This is a genomic window from Escherichia sp. WS1152 (genome assembly GCF_046487665.1).
Classification (GTDB): Bacteria; Pseudomonadota; Gammaproteobacteria; order Enterobacterales; family Enterobacteriaceae; genus Escherichia; species Escherichia coli.
This window is the reverse complement of sequence record NZ_JBJQJA010000023.1, coordinates 1-16959: the sequence shown is the minus strand read 5'-3', so window position 1 is coordinate 16959 and position 16959 is coordinate 1. Positions and strand designations below refer to the sequence as shown.

Annotated in this window: 11 protein-coding genes and 4 pseudogenes; 6 read left to right on the top strand and 9 right to left on the bottom strand. The window is 45.2% G+C overall.

The features are described from left to right. Positions 1–192: 192 nt before the first annotated feature. On the top strand, positions 193–1179 hold the full coding sequence (locus ACJHW7_RS22365) for a sugar-binding transcriptional regulator (protein ID WP_040235211.1): 987 nt from the start codon (positions 193–195) through the stop codon (positions 1177–1179). A 40-nt stretch (positions 1180–1219) separates the two neighbouring features. Here ACJHW7_RS22365 and ACJHW7_RS22360 read toward each other — a convergent pair whose 3' ends face one another. The 4 genes from ACJHW7_RS22360 to mtnK all read right to left on the bottom strand — a co-directional run bounded on the left by ACJHW7_RS22360 (position 1220) and on the right by mtnK (position 5384). Continuing rightward, positions 1220–2224, bottom strand: coding sequence for a GRP family sugar transporter (locus ACJHW7_RS22360; protein WP_040235213.1), 1005 nt, complete (start codon positions 2222–2224; stop codon positions 1220–1222). A gap of 103 nt (positions 2225–2327) precedes the next feature. Then, positions 2328–2969 carry an L-fuculose-phosphate aldolase gene (locus ACJHW7_RS22355; RefSeq protein ID WP_040235215.1) on the bottom strand — a complete coding sequence of 214 codons (642 nt, stop codon included), beginning with the start codon at positions 2967–2969 and terminating at the stop codon, positions 2328–2330. 30 nt (positions 2970–2999) lie between these two features. Then, the gene (mtnA, locus tag ACJHW7_RS22350; protein WP_040235217.1) at positions 3000–4115 is read right to left on the bottom strand and encodes an S-methyl-5-thioribose-1-phosphate isomerase; all 1116 of its coding nucleotides are present in this window, start codon (positions 4113–4115) and stop codon (positions 3000–3002) included. A 9-nt stretch (positions 4116–4124) separates the two neighbouring features. Further along, complete coding sequence (gene mtnK / locus ACJHW7_RS22345; RefSeq protein ID WP_040235219.1) at positions 4125–5384, bottom strand: S-methyl-5-thioribose kinase; 1260 nt, start codon at positions 5382–5384, stop codon at positions 4125–4127. Between the two features lie 443 nt (positions 5385–5827). Here mtnK and ACJHW7_RS22340 point away from each other — a divergent pair. Next, positions 5828–6346: pseudogene (locus tag ACJHW7_RS22340) on the top strand (RNA-guided endonuclease InsQ/TnpB family protein); the annotation flags it as partial. Positions 6347–6582: 236 nt separating this feature from the next. Beyond that, the gene (ompC, locus tag ACJHW7_RS22335) at positions 6583–7695 is read left to right on the top strand and encodes a porin OmpC (RefSeq protein WP_040235221.1); all 1113 of its coding nucleotides are present in this window, start codon (positions 6583–6585) and stop codon (positions 7693–7695) included. Positions 7696–7948: 253 nt separating this feature from the next. Here ompC and ACJHW7_RS22330 read toward each other — a convergent pair. The 3 genes from ACJHW7_RS22330 to pepT form a co-directional block, all read right to left on the bottom strand. Next, a protein-coding gene (locus ACJHW7_RS22330) for an IS3-like element ISEc16 family transposase (protein WP_104213609.1) occupies positions 7949–9099 on the bottom strand; the annotation gives its coding sequence in 2 pieces (ribosomal slippage) (positions 7949–8838 and positions 8838–9099; 1152 coding nt in all). A gap of 332 nt (positions 9100–9431) precedes the next feature. Next, complete coding sequence (locus ACJHW7_RS22325; protein WP_040235225.1) at positions 9432–10622, bottom strand: MFS transporter; 1191 nt, start codon at positions 10620–10622, stop codon at positions 9432–9434. Then, positions 10619–11866 carry a peptidase T gene (gene pepT, locus ACJHW7_RS22320; protein WP_040235340.1) on the bottom strand — a complete coding sequence of 416 codons (1248 nt, stop codon included), beginning with the start codon at positions 11864–11866 and terminating at the stop codon, positions 10619–10621. Before pepT ends, ACJHW7_RS22325 begins: the two co-directional genes overlap by 4 nt. A 715-nt stretch (positions 11867–12581) precedes the next feature. On the opposite strand from pepT, the pseudogene ACJHW7_RS22315 reads away from it, so the two are divergent. Further along, positions 12582–12715 (top strand): annotated as a pseudogene (locus ACJHW7_RS22315) (phosphate-starvation-inducible protein PsiE); the annotation flags it as partial. 74 nt (positions 12716–12789) lie between these two features. Here the strand turns inward: ACJHW7_RS22315 and nhaC are convergent. Next, positions 12790–14241: a Na+/H+ antiporter NhaC gene (gene nhaC, locus ACJHW7_RS22310; RefSeq protein WP_040235226.1), complete on the bottom strand. Its 1452-nt coding sequence runs from the start codon at positions 14239–14241 to the stop codon at positions 12790–12792. Further along, the gene (locus ACJHW7_RS22305; protein WP_040235341.1) at positions 14234–15412 is read right to left on the bottom strand and encodes a MalY/PatB family protein; all 1179 of its coding nucleotides are present in this window, start codon (positions 15410–15412) and stop codon (positions 14234–14236) included. Before ACJHW7_RS22305 ends, nhaC begins: the two co-directional genes overlap by 8 nt. Before the next feature lie 231 nt (positions 15413–15643). On the opposite strand from ACJHW7_RS22305, the pseudogene ACJHW7_RS22300 reads away from it, so the two are divergent. Together ACJHW7_RS22300 and ACJHW7_RS22295 are read left to right on the top strand one after the other, a co-directional pair. Then, a pseudogene (locus ACJHW7_RS22300) lies at positions 15644–15795 on the top strand (hypothetical protein); the annotation flags it as partial. A gap of 10 nt (positions 15796–15805) precedes the next feature. Then, positions 15806–16959: pseudogene (locus ACJHW7_RS22295) on the top strand (phosphoethanolamine transferase); the annotation flags it as partial.

The window sequence follows — 16959 nt, the reverse complement described above, 5'->3', positions numbered from 1 at the left end:
GTAAAGCCGGAGCATGTCTCCGGCTTTACAGTATGGGGGAACAGCGGGAGATCGCTCAAATGGTATGCTGGTTTATTTCATGTAAAAGAATAAAATATCTGTATAAAATCATGCCACTGGCAATCTGCATCAACTCTCCGGGTAAACAGGGTTAAGATGAGCATTTCCCCGGTTTAATACAGGTATACAAAAGTGGATAGAGATCAAACAAACAGCAGCCTGTTCAATGATGATCCCGTACTTCATGCAACATGGCTGTACTATCAGGAAGGCAAAAGCCAGACTGAAGTTGCAGCTATCATGGGGGTGTCCCGCGTCACGGTTGTCAAATACCTGCAAACAGCCCGGGAAAATGGACTGGTTCATATCAACCTGGATGTGAATGTCTTTGGCTCTATCGACGCTGCTTTGCAAATTCGCGATAAATTCAATCTCCTGAGAGTGATCATCGTGCCGGATGGCGAACATGCCGGAAAACGTGATGATACAAAGCTGATGCGGACTCGCCTTTCACGTGCCGGTGGCATGTATCTGAATCAGGTGATTGAGAATGGTGATGTGCTGGGGGTTGCCTGGGGAAGAACAATCCATCAGATGAGCAAAACCATGACGCCGAAGTCATGTAAAAATGTCACCGTTATACAGATGCTCGGTTCCATGCCATCTCAGCCAGACCTGACGATCATTGAATCCTCATCGCAAATCGCCTACAAGCTTTCAGGCCGTGTCGCTTCGCTGCACGTGCCCGCCGTGGTATCAAGCGCCAGACTGGCCATGGAGTTACAGGCAGAGCCTATTATTCGATCGAATTTTGACGTTCTGACTCGCTGTACGAAAGCCTTTTTTGTCGTGGGTAACACGCTTGATGAAAATCCCCTGATTCGGGTGGGCGTGCTGAATAAGAAGGAAATGCAGACGTATCGAGATTTAGGCGCAGTAGGTGTCATTTGTGGCCGCTTCTATGACAAGGAAGGGATGCCCGTCGTGGCTGATGTTGACCAGCGTATTCTGGGAATCAGTCTGGCTCAGTTAAGGCAGATTGAACGGAAGATCTTTCTTGCTGGTGGCGAAAGAGGCTATGACGCAACGTTGGGTGCCTTGCTGGGAGGATATGTCACTGACCTGATTGTTGATGAAGGAACGGCAGAGTTTTTGCTGGCGTGTGAATTACCACACTAAAAGAATGAACAACTGCCCCATGTGGATATGGGGCAGGATTTTATTGATTAGCGGCGATAATAAGAACAATACCCACAATGTATGAAATAAACATAGTCAGCAGCAGTTTATTGGTTCCGGCTGGCGCACTGGCAAATTCTCTCCAGATGAAGACTCCCCAGATCACGGCAATCATTGTGGCACCCTGTCCCAGACCGTAGGAAATGGCATAACCCGCCTGACCAGACGCAATCAAACTGAATGCCAGACCGACACACCAAATCATACCGCCCAGCCAGCCGCAAACATGATCCCGTAAACTCCCGGAAAAATACATTTTCCTGTTGACCGGTTCTCCTGAAATAGGCTTTTTCATGACCAGCGTGTTAAGGACAAAGTTCGACAAAAACAGCCCCACTGCAAACAGAACAAGTGCTGAGTACGGCGTCATCAGACCGCTGGCAGGCTGGCTGAAATTGTCAGACATGGAGTCCGCCAGGAAGCGGAAAAACCATCCCATGATGATACCCGCAAGAATGGCAGTGATGAGGCCTTTGTTACGGCGAGATTTATCCGCCTCCTGCGTGACACGGCCATAGGCTATCGCGGTAAAAATAATGGCGATCACAACGCAGGCGACACCGAGGAACAGAATGAGCGGATCGCCCTGCGGATTGCCGATATAGGTGGTGATCACACCCAGAGCCAGTGCCAGCCCCACCCCCACAGGAAAAGCTACCGCCATACCGGCAAGATTAATAGAAGCCACCAGAAGAATATTGGAAATATTGAAGATAATCCCTGCCAGTATTGCCGACATCAGACTACTGCTGCTCGCCTGCTGAATATCAGGTATAAAGCTGCGACCGGCTTCGCCCATAGAACCCAGAGTGAAGGCAAATAACAAAGAACACAGCAATAATCCAATTGAATAATCCCAATAGAATAGAGGGAACTCCCATTTTTTATTACTGACAAGTTTAGTTGTATTCGCCCATGAACCCCAGCAAATCATGGTAATAAAACACATTATTATGGCGACAGCATACGATTCCACGATAAACATAAATAACTCCTTGTGGTAGTTACAATCAATCGTTGTGGACAGAGGGCATAACAGCCATTCCTCGAATGGCTGTTATATGTTATTAATTAAAATAAAGCTGTAATTACGCTTTCAAACCATACGTTTTGAATTTTTCAAGAACGATGGTCATTTCGGCTTCAGACAGAACGGGAACATCGTGATGTAATCCGCCACATTTGATGTATAAATCAGCCAGCGTCTCAGTTTCACCCGCCAGCCACAACGTCTTTTCCAGCGTGACGTCCATGGCCAGCATACCGTGGTGCTGCATCAGTAAGGACTTACTTTCTCTGATTCCTTGAGATACACTGTCGGCCAGTTCAGGGCTGCCAAAGGTATAATAGGGAATACAGGGAATATGATCCGTCCCCGATACCGCCACCATATAATGAATAGCCGGAATTGAATGATTATGTATTGCCACCGCCGTGGAATTCACCGCATGCGTATGTATGACAGCATTCAATTCTGGTCTGGCTTTATAACACGCCAGATGAAATAGCCATTCACTTGATGGTATTTTACCCGCTTCAGGTATTCCCTTATCGTCTACAAAGACAATCATGTCCGGCGTCATCTTTGAATAAGCGATCCCACTCGGTGTAATCAACATGCCACCGGTATATCTGGCACTCACATTACCTGATGTTCCTTGATTCAGACCTGACGCATTCATTTCCCGACAAATGGAAATGATATTTTCTGCTAACTTAATCCTTTCCATTACTGCTCCTTAACAGAAGTGATCGTCGTTTTAATGCAGCTCGTCCTGGAGTGCTTTACTCTTCAGGTCAGCAAACATATCCGCCAGAGCTGACTTACTGGCAGCACAGACTCCCCGTTCAGTAATGAGGCCGGTAATGTATCGGGCAGGCGTGACGTCGAAAGCGTAGTTCCCACAACGGGTTCCTTCAGGGGCGGTATTGACCCAGCTCAATTCTCCCTGAGTATTTATCCCATAGACATGGGACTGCTCTTTTCCGTCACGTTGCTCAATCGGAATGGTTTTTCCGTCCTCGATAGTCCAGTCAATAGTGGGAGAAGGTAACGCGACGTAGAAGGGAACATGGTTATCATGGGCCGCCAGCGCCTTAAGATAGGTACCAATTTTATTACAGACATCCCCTCTGGCCGTGGTTCGATCGGTCCCCACTATACAGAGATCAACGTCACCGTGTTGCATCAGGTGGCCACCCGCATTGTCGGCAATCAGGGTGTGAGGAATACCGTGTGAACCCAGTTCAAATGCCGTGAGTCCACCCTGATTACGTGGCCGCGTTTCATCCACCCAGACGTGAACAGGGATTCCGTTTTCATGCGCTTTATAGATGGGAGAAAGCGCGGTTCCCCAGTCTACAGTCGCCAGCCAGCCTGCGTTACAATGTGTCAGGATATTGACCACACTCCCGGCCGATTTTTTCTGGGCTATTTCGCGGATGACTTCTGCACCATGTAATCCAATTTGTTCACACAACGCGACATCTTCCTCGGCAATTTCTGCCGCCAGCGCCCAGGCCACATCCTTGCGCTCTGATACACAGAGATCCTTCAGTGTGGCTATCATCCTGTCGAGAGCCCATTTGAGGTTAATTGCAGTTGGTCGGGTTTTGATAAGAAGGTCATAGTAACGCTGCAGACCTACGTCACTGGCATTGTGGTTCATTCCCAGTGCGATACCATATGCCGCAACGACACCAATAAGCGGGGCGCCACGAACCCACATCTCCTGAATAGCCGCAGCGGCCATTTCCGCAGAGGTAAGCGCCACCACTTCAAACTTAAAAGGCAGCTTAGTCTGATCGATGATCTCTACCGCTTTTCCATCCCCGGAAACCCAGACCGTTCGGTAGTGTTTACCTTTAATATTCATAATGACCTCTTACTTAACCTTCGCAGACTGGATGACGGAGTCCATATTTTTAAACTGGCGGGCATTGACAATAAGATCGCGCGCCATGGTCAATGCACGTCGTTCACATTCTGCGCGAAGCTCTGTATTTTCAATCTGTTTCAGCTCGGCAACGCCAGCAAAACCAATGATCCGGCGATTCATTTCCATGCCGGCATTCACCAGGGAATCTTCAAGCAGCGTGGCAAAAAACTGATCCTGTGCGTCCTCAAGAGCGGCCCTGTTCTGTTGATACATTTCTGTCGGCCACGCGTCACCCTGTGTTTTGTTGTCCCAGAGCTGGCGGAACTCCCGGGTGAAAACTGACCAGGTGTGGACAATCTGCTGAAGTAGCCATTCCTGATAGTCAGCGCGACGTTGCTCATTTGCATCCCACCCAGGGCGTGAGAAGAACGCCAGCAGGAGGTTGCCAATATAGTTGCCGATATCAAACGCCATTGGTCCCATGAAACCGAACTCCGGATCAATCACTTTGGTATCCGTGTCGGTCACCATGATTGAGCCTGAATGAAGGTCACCATGTAACAATGCCTGCGCTTCTGTCATAAATTTGTACTTATAACGCATGGCAACCTGGAGCATCTCTACATCAGCCCAGGCCTTATGGACGGCATCGTCCAGCTCAGGAGAAGTCCAGTTATTCCGTTCCGCGTTGTAATAGGGCTCTGTGAAGATCAGATCTTCCGTAATTTTGCACAGCTCATGATTTAACGCGAACTCAGCAGTAAGCGCTTTTTTCTGTTCTGCTGACATGCCAATGTCAGACGTATTAAAGAGAGTCTGTGCTAAAAATCTGCCGATATCTTCAGCTAGCTTAGGGAATTTTTTACCGTTAATCAGTCCCTTACGCAGAATTACGTGAGGCGTCAAATACTCCATGGCAAACAGTGCCATTTCCGGGTCATAAAAATAGACCTGGGGAATCAGTGTGTGACCCGCGTACTTGGCTTCCTGACATAAGACGTTGTACTCAAAGCCCGCACGGCTCAGAGATAAAGGCCATCCTTCGCCCCCTGCACGAAGCCAGGGCAGAGCTTGTTTTACAATGATGGTTTTATGTGTCCCCTTAACGATAAACACCATGTTCAGGTTTCCGTCCCCCACTTCTGAAACTTTCCACTCTTCTGGTAACCCTCCCGGTTCGCATGAAGGGGTCAGTCTGGACGAGAGATAACCAGGCAGCGTGTCACATGTCAGCGGCTTGTAACCTGATGGAATTGAATCCGTCATAACAGTTCTCCTTGTCTACACAGAATGATAACTGACTTATCATATGGCAACTATACTTTATCATGTGTAAAGTAATTTGTGATGCATGTAGATTTTTTGAACTGGAGAAAATTAAAAATAATGTTGTATGGAGTCATGATCTTTACAGGAATTAGTAGGGTGCATTCCTGTTATTTATATAAAATTCATTGTATTACATAAAAATGACGGTGCTGCGCGGGGAATTGTCTCGGGCAATCTTAGACGAAAGGAAGTATTGAAGTGACAGAATAATCTACATTTTTTATACATGTGTATTTTTCTGTTGTCTTTTGTTTTTAGCGTATGGTGTTTTTATGCCGATGTCTAATAGACAGATAGATTCGAGGGCCAACAGCCCCATTATCATGATGGAGCAACAGAGGTGAGTCTAACGTTTCCGTACTTCTTATCGATCGGCACTAACAATCCTTTGTGATAACGGTATTCCCACACAGAGAAACCCACGTACCTGAATAAAAAAAAGATTACTGGTGTGGAAATGGGATTAACAGATTATGCCATCAAATCGGATGGTAATGAGGTCAATAATCCTCGTCATCTCATTAACGTCAACTGTAATCTGCGACGCAAATTAGCCAGCATGATGAATAACAAACACAATCTGGCAAGAGCGTTAGGTGATGCTGATTGGCACGGCTTTATCAACAAACTGGAGTACAAGGCAGCCGAAAAAGGCGTTCATCTGGTAAAAATCGACCAGTAGTTTGTCTGTTCGAAAAGCTGCTATTGTTGTGGTTACAAAATGTCGCTTCAAAAACGGATCTGGCGATGCCCTGAATGCGGTGTTGAACATGACCGGGATATAAATGCGGCAATCAACATAAAACTTAAAGACATACAGGAATTAAAGGCGGCGGGCCCCGTCGTCTCTGTCTATGGAGGAGCTGCGTAAACCCGTCGTACAGACGGTTGCAGCCTGAAAAGTGGGAAGGCCTTGCCCGATTGGGCGGGGAGTAGTCACCCTTGGAGTCATTTTTATCCGGTGTATTAATATGCTCCTAATAGTTAATCTGGTTATAATATTTTTTTTTTGATTATGATCACGAAAATATCTCGGTTTTTATTTGCAAAACTTGAAACGTGAATCCAAAAAAGATAAATATTTGTCCGCAGTGACTTCTTTTCTGTTGAAAAGTTCAATCTAAAGGGCAAAAAAATGAAAAAAATTACAGTGGCACTTTCTGTGGTTGCGGCATCTGTTCTGATGGCAATGTCTGCACAAGCGGCAGAAATCTATAACAAAGACGGTAACAAACTGGATCTGTACGGCAAAGTTAATGCAGAGCATTACTTCTCTTCTTCAGCTAGTGATGACGGGGATAAAACTTATGCTCGTATGGGTTTCAAAGGTGAAACTCAGATTAATGACCAGTTAACCGGTTTTGGTCAGTGGGAGTACGAATTTAAAGGTAACCGTACTGAAACTGAAGGTTCTGATAAAGATAAAACTCGTCTTGCGTTTGCAGGGCTTCGCTTTGGCGATTATGGTTCGCTCGACTATGGTCGCAACTACGGTGTAGCTTATGATGTTGGCGCTTGGACTGACGTGCTGCCGGAGTTTGGTGGAGATACCTGGACTCAGACTGATGTATTTATGACCCAGCGTGCTACTGGCGTAGCGACCTATCGTAACAATGATTTCTTCGGCTTGGTTGATGGTCTGAACTTTGCTTTGCAGTATCAAGGTAAAAATGATAGTGCTGCAAAAGTGAATAACTGGAAAGGCCGTGACGAAGTTGAATCTAATGGTGATGGCTTTGGTCTGTCAGCTACTTACGATTATGAGGGATTTGGCGTTGCTGCAACCTATGCAAAATCTGACCGTACTGATGGGCAGGTATCCTATGCTAAAGACAGCCCTCTGAATGCCTCTGGTAAAACTGCTGAAGTATGGGCTACGGGCCTGAAATATGATGCAAACAACATTTACCTGGCTGCAACTTATTCTGAAACTCAGAATATGACAGTCTTCGGTGATGACCATATCGCAAACAAAGCGAAAAACTTTGAAGCTGTTGCTCAATACCAGTTTGATTTCGGCTTGCGTCCGTCCATCGCTTACCTACACTCTCGCGGTGAAAATATTGGTGCGTTCGGTAACCAGGATCTAGTTGAATACATCGACGTAGGTGCGACTTATTACTTCAACAAAAATATGTCCGCTTTCGTTGACTACAAGATCAACCTGATTGATGAAAGTGAATTTACCAAAGCATCTGAGGTTGCAACCGACAACATCGTTGCTGTTGGTATGACCTACCAATTCTAATTTTGGTAGGTAAGAATATGCGGGAAGGGAGTGATGTCACTGCCCGCATATAGGTGGCACCCTCATGCCACCTTTGAAGAGGCAATTTTATTGCCTCTTCTCAATTTAACTTCATGTTATTTATTACCCTTTTATTGATTTGAAACTCTATTGTTGGGGCGCTTTGTTGCGCCCATTTTTTTACACCAATTAGGTAAAGTTATTTTTAAGTAATCGAGCAACTTGATCCTACCCACGTAATGTGGACACGGCCCTAAGCGAGATTATGGTTTTCAAATTGTTCCGGGCTGAGACCGCCACAGGCACTGTGACGACGCCAGCGATTGTAATCACACTCGATATAATTAAACACCGTTGCCCGCATTATTTCCCGGCTGCTAAAGCGTTCCCCGTGGATACATTCCACCTTCAGCGAATGAAAGAAGCTTTCCACACAGGCATTGTCATAACAGTAGCCTTTCGCACTCATACTGCCACGCAGGTTGTGTCGCTTCAGCAGCGCCTGATAATCCCCTGAACAGTATTGACCACCACGGTCCGTATGAACAATGACGCTTTCCGGGCGTCTTCTCCGCCACAACGCCATTTGCAGTGCATCACAGGCCAGTTGTGCTGTCATTCGCGGTGACATCGACCAGCCAATGACGGCGCGTGACCACAGGTCGATGACTACTGCGAGATACAACCAGCCCTCATCGGTACGCAAGTACGTGATGTCACCCGCCCACTTCTGGTTCGGGCCACTGGCGCTGAAGTCCTGCTCCAGCAGATTCTCCAATACGGGCAGACCATGTGCACGGTAGCTGACCGGGCTGAACTTCCGGCTGGCTTTCGCCCGCAGCCCCTGACGACGCAGGCTGGCGGCAATGGTTTTAATATTGAACTCCGGCAGTTCGTCAGCAAGGCGGGGATCACCGTATCGCTGCTTTGCCTCAAAGAATGCCTTATGGACAGCGGCATCGCAGGTGAGCCGAAACTGTTGGCGCAGGCTCATCTGGTGACGACGCCTGAGCCAGACATACCAGCCGCTGCGGGCAACCCGAAGTACACGACACATCGCTTTGATGCTGAACTCTGCCCGATGATTTTCGATGAAGACATACTTCATTTCAGGCGCTTCGCGAAGTATGTCGCGGCCTTTTGGAGGATGGCCAGTTCCTCAGCCTGCTCCGCCAGTTGTCGTTTAAGGCGGACATTTTCAGCGGCCAGTTCGCTTTCGCGCTCTGACGAACTCATTTGTTGCTGCTGTTTACTGCGCCAGGCATAAAGCTGAGATTCATACAGGCTGAGTTCACGGGCTGCGGCGGCCACACCGATGCGTTCAGCGAGTTTCAGGGCTTCGTTACGAAATTCAGGCGTATGTTGTTTACGGGGTTTCTTGCTGATTGATACTGGTTTTGTCATGAGTCACCTCTGGTTGAGAGTTTACTCACTTAGTCCTGTGTCCACTATTGGTGGGTAAGATCACGGCGGGGTTAGGTGCGTGCGCTGAACAAAATGACGAAGGTAGGAATGCCAGAAAGCGTGCGTATTGCCTGACGGTAGCAACCAGCTGAAGGGATGCTTATCCCCAAACCTGATTTATTCAACAAAGCCGCTATAGCCTTACCAGAACAATCACCACCTCCCCTGGAGGTGGTCAAGAATACAGCTCTGGCGAGCCGCATACCTTTAATTACCTGCTCTGATTAGATAAATCAGATGCAGGTACATAAGTATGCCAGCATTATATGCAATTAACGTTTCCGTCCTGGAAATACAAATAGTGCAATAACGGGAGATATTACCATCAGAACAAAAACATAGGTAAATCCAAGTGTAAATCCGCCTGTTAGATCGACCGACCAGCCAATTAACTGACTGTTTATCGTTGCCAAAATAAATGTACAAACCCAGAAGGTGGACATTGAATAAGTAACAGTTTGGGTATTCGCATTTTTTTGTTCTTCTTTTGGAATGGAGAAGATGAATGCAAACCAGGTGGCAAAAATAGAACCCGTCAAAAACGAACAAACCAATATAACGATATCATTAGTGGCAAATAACATTGCAAAGGTTGTAATAGCCATAAAGATACTGGAAATAAATAGCCATGATTTATAATTATACCCACGGTTTTTAAAGTACGGCCCCATCAATGCACCAAGTAAAATTCCCACCTGATTGACTGTGCCACTCAAGTGAGCACAGGAGTCAGGGGGAAGATTAGCATATTTTGCATAGTACAGAGGCAGAAATGTGAACATAAAAATCATCATGATCATTGCCCCAGCATACTGAATAATCATTCCCCAGACAATACGATTAAACAATACATCCTTTAATACAGATATTCGCTGTTCATAACTTATAGATATATGGCTATTCTGTTGTTGCTCTTCATCCGTGAAACATATTATCCAGACAACCCCCAATATTAACGTAATTATTCCATAGATAGCTAACAGATTACGCCACCCGTTGAACAGCAGTGATAAATAACCTGCCAATGTCAATGCAATAATTGTACCGATAATATTTGAAGTGCAATTTATACTATTTAATGTTGACGCCATTTTGTTATCGAAAAAGCGAGCAACCGTGGGCACCAGTGATACAAGGCAAATAGCCCCCCCCAGCCCACCAAGAAAACGAATAATCAATAACAAAGTAAAGTTATTAATAAATGGAATGAGCAAGGAGCTCCCAATCATTATACATCCAAGAAAATAGGATTTTCGGGTGCCGAGCCGGGAAACAAAGACTGCAGTACAAACAGCTCCCACAATTTTAGCCCATAAAATTACATTTGACATCAATGCAGCATGTGATACATCAACATTAAAATCACTCATAATTTGTGGCATTACGGCCCCTGTCGTAGCCCAGGCGGCACCAAATACCATATAAACGGTGTAAAGAATGAATTCAATGACCCATTTTTTCATTTTTGTACCTCAGGGACACTTAGCTCAACCATTTCCAGCAGCATTTCACTGGCAAGACGCAGGGATTCCACAGGCAAAAACTCTCTGGTTGAGTGAAAATTGTGCGCCCCTGTAAATATATTAATAGTAGGCAGCCCTTTTGGGGTGATGACGCTACCATCATAACCACCGCGCATAATCAGTGGTTTTGGTGTAATGCCAAGGTTACGCATTGCCTTTCTAACGTTATCTAAGATTGCAGGTGTTTTATCAAGCGCTGGTTTGACATTTTCATATATATCGGTTAACACTAATGTTATTCTTTCACTCTTCCAGCGCTGATTAATACTCTTAACAATGTTCTCGAGTACGGCTTTACGTTGTTTATATCCTGTTAACTCAAAGTCCCGAATAGCAATATCAAGCGTGGCGCTGGCTGTATCACCATGGAGATTATGGACCCAATAATATCCTTCCCGTTTTTCAGTATGCTCAGGCCTTTCTTTTTCAGGTAATGCGGCGATAATTTCCGTTGCTATACACAACGCATTAACAAGCTTACCTTTAGCACTCATTGGATGTGCTGTAACACCACGAACTGTAATTCGTGCACTACCTGCATACCAGTTTTCAACAACATATTCTCCAATCTCACAACAGTCGAGACAGATACCAAAATCAGAATTCAGTTCACCAACATCAAGCGCTTTTGCCCCTCTGATACCGGTCTCCTCATCAGGCAAAAGAACAAGACGAATATCACCATGAGAAAAGGAGGGTGTATTAATCATATATTTGAGAGCTTCAACACCTGCTGCAATGGCAGCTTTGTCGTCAGCCCCCAGCAAGCTGGTGCCATCAGTTACAATAATATCCTGACCGATATAGTTGAGTAGTTCTGGATTATCCTGTGGGGATAGTTTTTCCACACTCCCTGCAAACGGTATAGCACCTCCGTTATACTTTTTCACTCGGAAAGCATGTGTATCTGTACTGTGGTCCGGAGCTGTATCAAGGTGTGCAAAGAATACGATAGAAGGTGCATCAGGAATATTAGCGGGTAAATGAATTGTGGCAATAGCATTTTCTTTTATGCTTGTTTGTACCTCTGGAACATCAGAAAATTGATTTACAACATATTCTGCCAGTTTATATTGATTTTTACAGCTTGGAAGCTCCTTGCTACCATCAACCGATGTCGTATTTATTTTTGTGTAATATAAAAAAGTCTCAATTATTTTCTCTAAGTCAATGCGTTTTTTCATGATCATATACCTAATTGTTTACTATCAATATCCTGACTATCTATATTTAGATAATATCCTGCAAAAATTAGTGAGTATAGAAAAGGTCGTCAGTTCCTGACTGGTAAATGTCCCTTCGAGATTTATTAGAGTCATAATTTGCCTCATCCCAATACAAAAAACAATACGAAAGTATGAAAAAGTGTAGTGATCAACAAAATATTGCCACGTTTGTTTCGGTGTTATTGGAGAGGTTTTTGGTGTTTTGTCCTTACGAGCATCACGCAGTTGTTTGCCCCATCTTGTCATCGTGGAAAGGCGACATCAATAGCTTGGTGTAACTCTGGTCAACAACCAGTTGCACGGAGTTGCATATGAATTCAGGAGCTTTTCACTGGTGCACCTATATTGGCATATCTGAACCGCCCCGGAAATCCTGGAGACTAAACTCTCTGAGAAAGAGGCAAACAGGATGACTAAAAAAACACGTTTTTCCCCCGAAGTCCGTCAACGGGCAGTTCAATGCTTTGTCGAATAAACATTTACCTGAACGATTAACTGCAACGGCTATCCTTACCGACAATCAACGTCAATAAAAATCTGTACTGACTCGTCAGCACTGGGTTCGATCAGTAGGAACATGAATTCAAAGGCCTCCTTGCTGAATCTCAAGACTCCTCCGATTCCAAAGATAAACCCCGTCTTAAGTTCGCTGGCCTGAAATTCGGTGACTATTGTCTATATCGGGATCACCACGGTTGTGTGATTAATCATCGTCGATCATAAAGCGTCTATGGATGTACTGCGGCGTTCCTGCTACTGGTGATCACCCTGTGGTTGTGCAATTCCAAACGGATGAAGCGAGAGTAACAGACATCACGCCGCAATCGGGGGCGGCGTGTAGACGTGGTTAATTACTATCAAATATATTAATCAGGCCGATTCTATTTGCTTTCATTTATGGTTTCCATCATGAGCTGTTGCTGCTTTTCTTTGGACAGTCGAGCGATACCAAAGCCTGTGAACCCCCACAGCGTCGCAAAGAAAATGCCACTCCAGCAGAGAATAGCCCACGGAAGATAGCTTAATGTAGCAACGCCAAGTGTACCTGCCATGTAGGCACCCGCGGCAGTCCAGGGCAGAATTGGTTCAAATATGGTGGCAGAGTCTTCTACAGTCCTTGCCAGATTTTTTGGATGTAGGCCGCGCTCAATATAAGCACTTCGTAGCATTTCAATCGGAATCAGGATTGATATCTGACCATTACAGGTCACGCTAATCATTGTTAAACCACAGGCAATAGTCGCAAGAATCATGGTTCCTGTGGAATGAACTAATTTGAGCAGATTATGGACGATGACTTCTAAAGCGCCGCTCAAGGCTAATGTTCCTGCAAATGAAAGGGCGCAGAAACAAATAAGCAACGTACTCATCATCGAGTTCATGCCACCGCGGTTTAACAAATTACCTAATAGCGGATTAACATCTTTATCGGTAAGCATTGAAACGTTAAATCCGTCTACTGCACTTTTAACAATGTCGTGTAGTGCGAACCCCTGAATAACGCTGGCGTTGATCATGGCTACCAGTGCCGAAACAAGCATAATTGGAATGGTTGGTTTCTTGGTAATCGAACCGTACAGGACAATGGCAATGGGTAGCAATAACAATAAATTAAAATGATAAATTCCTTTTAATCCTTCAGTGATTAGCTGAATTTTTTCGGGAATGGTTGAGCCGCCGAGCTCGCCATTCATCCCATAGAGCGTCATAACAAAGGCTGACAGTATCAATGAAGGAAGGGTTGTATAAAGTAAATGAGCGATGTGTTCATAGAGATCTATCTGGGCTGCCATTGCGGCTAAGTTAGTATCACCAGAAAGGGGAGACAGTTTGTCCCCGAAGTAAGCCCCTGCCACAATAGCGCCTGCAGTTGCTGCCAGATTAGCCTCCATTCCGATAGCCACACCCATAAACGCAACACCGACGGTGCCTGCGGATCCCCAGGATGTCCCTGTGCATACAGAAACGACGGCAGTAACGAGCAGGGCCGTCACATAGATCATGGAAGGATTTATCAGAATAAGGCCGTAATAAATCATCAGCGGAATAGTACCGCCTATCATCCATGTCCCAATCAGGAGGCCCACGCTGATCAAAATTAGCAGAGCAGGCATTGTTTTAGCGATTTTCTGCGATATTGATTCAAGGATTGCATTGTAGCCATACCCCAACCGCTTAACTAACAGTGCAGCAATGACGGTTGAAAGAACCATTAATGGCTCAGGTGGCAGATCGAATGCCGCATAACCAAATCCCAGCAATAGTATCATCGCTAGTATTGGTAATAATGATTCCACCAGAGTTGGGGATCTTGGAGTATTGTTATTATTCATGAAGGGAAACTCCTGTAGTGAAGGGGATGCTCTGATAAATCCGTTCAAATGCTTGTGTAAGATTGCTTCTCGGCGTGGCTATGTTCACACGGAAAAAACCAAGTCCTTCATCGCCAAAATCTGATCCCCAGCTCATCTCAACACCTGCGAGCGAGACAAACCAATGGCGTAGTTGCTCTTCGCTGATGTTCATTGCCCGGTAGTCGATCCACAACATGTAAGTTCCGCCACCAGAGGCGACAAACCAGTCTGGAAAATGAGCTTGGCAGAATGATTGAACCCAGCTCCTGTTTTCGACCAAATAATCTTTTAATGCTGCTAACCAAGAATCGCCATGGCGGTAAGCACAGAGAAATGCAGGAACAGAGAAATAACCAGGATTATGGATACCTGCTGCAATAAGAGCTAATTTAAACTGTTCACGATATTTATCGTTAGCAATAACAATATTTGCGATTTCAAGTCCGGCCATATTAAAAGTTTTTGCTGGAGATGTACAAATAAACGAGTTTTGTGCAACGTATGAGCTTATAGAAGAAATTGTTTGATGTTGTTTTTGGGTGAAGTTGAAGTCTGCATGAACATCATCAGAAATAATAAAAACATTATATTTTTCTGCTAATGAAGCTATTTTCCTTAGATTGTCTTCTGACCAGATTGTTCCTGTTGGATTATGCGGCGATATTAGAATGAAACAACAAGCCATTTTAAACTTATCTTCGAGATCCGCAAAGTCTATTTCATAGTGGTGGTCACGATAAAGTAACGCACTTTCCAGCAATACTCGATGGTTGACTTCAACTGCATGACTAATAGGATGATAGGCTGGTGCCAGGCTGACAATAGCATCTCCCGGTTGGGTAAAGTTCTGGATAAATAATGAGACGGCCTGTACTACCCGTGGGCAAAAAACAATGTGTTCAGGGTTGACCTTCCACGAGTAATGGCGTTGATACCACTGTGCTGCCACTTGCTGCCAGTCATCACTTAATAATGTATAACCGTAGATACCTTTCTGATTTGCGACAGATAATTCAGAAACTATAAAATCAGCTACAGGAATATCCATATCAGCTACAGACAGGGGAATGATGTCACGCCCCTTGTTATTATATTTAGCGCTATAGGTTCCGTCGCGTGAAATAACTTTATCAAAATTATAAACTTTCATATTTGTTACTCGCCCGGTTTTATCGTTAGGGTAATGTAATATTTCGAGGGAGGAAGTGTTATTCTGTATTTTGTTTTCGTTATTATGAAAATTTGCATATGTGATGTTTATCACAAAGATGTTAACTATCTGTCAATAAAAAGACTCCAGCAAATGTAAACGTTTTACATCGCTTAAGCCTATGGAATTTACATAAAAAAAGGGCGTGCCGAGTCTTTCGACCCAATCATTATCTCGGTAACTCCATTCACAAGAGCAGGAAATAACCTCTTCAACAAATAACAGACTGATGCCTGCGAGCGCGCTCCCCAGGTTTCCGGGCTGAAAGTACCGCCGCACTCGTTTAACGCGGAACAGTCTGTGTTGGCGGTTTAATGGTGGATGTTGCTGTAGACCACAACTGATGAGGCAACGGAGTTTACCGTGATGATTCCTATTTATCATTTTCTGGTCAGTGCCGCGATTCTGGTATTCATGGTGATTTTCTGTCAGACACGCCATCGCGACCACCGTAACTGGCTGGCTCTGCTGCTATTCGTATTATGATCTGTAAACAGCTGGCCATTGCGGATGGTTAAAGGAACAATTGTGGGGACAACTGACACATTGCGTAAAATGCAGCGTTATGAACAACTGAGTCAGCACGGGGCTGACAGCTGGAAAATCCTGCTGGGAGCACCGTTATATGACACGATTGTTATTGTCACTAGTGAGAGTGTGCGCAGGAATTATATGACAGCGTATGGCTATCCCGTATCAACCACACCGTGGCTGAATATGGCACCCGGTTTATTTATTGACGGTTATAACTCGACAGCCTCCAGTACTGTGCCTTCCCTGAGCCGGACACTGATTTATGACTATGAGCAGCCCCCTGATTCCGACAACAACGTGGTGGCGCTGGCAGCAAAAGCAGGATACAGCACATAGTGGATATCCAATCAGGGAAAACTGGGGGAGTATGACACACGCATCTCTGTTATTGCTTCTGATGCGGAGCATACCGCTTTCCTCAAGAAAGGCAGCTTCGCTTCCCGTAAAACAGATGACAAACTGTTGTTACAGGAAACAGAACGTGCGCTGGCGGATACATCCTCTCCGAAGATAATTTTCCTGCACATGATGGGTTCTCATCCAAATCCGTGTGACAGCCTTAACTCCTGGCCGAATAATTACCTGGAGCAGTATCCCCGAAAAATTGCCTGTTACCTCGCCAGCATCAGTAAACTGGATAACTTTCTTGGCCAGCTTGATGGTATCCTTCGCCGGTACTCACGTCATTTCGCCATGCTTTACTTTTCTGGCCTTGGGCTGTCGGTCAGCGACAGTGCTAATCCTGTTCATCATGATGGTCATGTGCAGGGGGGCTACAGCGTTCCCCTGATTATTACCGCCAGTGACATCACGTCTCATCAGTCCGTCAGCAGGAAAATCAATGCCCGTAATTTCGCAGGCATTTTTCAGTGGCTGACCGGTATTCGTACCGAAAATATAACGCCATTCAATCCGCTGACAGACGAAGATAATGAACCCGTTATGGTTTTTAA

Coding starts and splice junctions, on each gene's coding strand:
- ACJHW7_RS22325 (WP_040235225.1), bottom strand. CDS start 10,622: ATGAAAAAATGGGTCATTGAATTCATTCTTTACACCGTTTATATGGTA.
- ACJHW7_RS22305 (WP_040235341.1), bottom strand. CDS start 15,412: ATGAAAGTTTATAATTTTGATAAAGTTATTTCACGCGACGGAACCTAT.
- nhaC (WP_040235226.1), bottom strand. CDS start 14,241: ATGAATAATAACAATACTCCAAGATCCCCAACTCTGGTGGAATCATTA.
- ACJHW7_RS22355 (WP_040235215.1), bottom strand. CDS start 2,969: ATGGAAAGGATTAAGTTAGCAGAAAATATCATTTCCATTTGTCGGGAA.
- mtnK (WP_040235219.1), bottom strand. CDS start 5,384: ATGACGGATTCAATTCCATCAGGTTACAAGCCGCTGACATGTGACACG.
- mtnA (WP_040235217.1), bottom strand. CDS start 4,115: ATGAATATTAAAGGTAAACACTACCGAACGGTCTGGGTTTCCGGGGAT.
- ACJHW7_RS22360 (WP_040235213.1), bottom strand. CDS start 2,224: ATGTTTATCGTGGAATCGTATGCTGTCGCCATAATAATGTGTTTTATT.
- pepT (WP_040235340.1), bottom strand. CDS start 11,866: ATGAAAAAACGCATTGACTTAGAGAAAATAATTGAGACTTTTTTATAT.
- ompC (WP_040235221.1), top strand. CDS start 6,583: ATGAAAAAAATTACAGTGGCACTTTCTGTGGTTGCGGCATCTGTTCTG.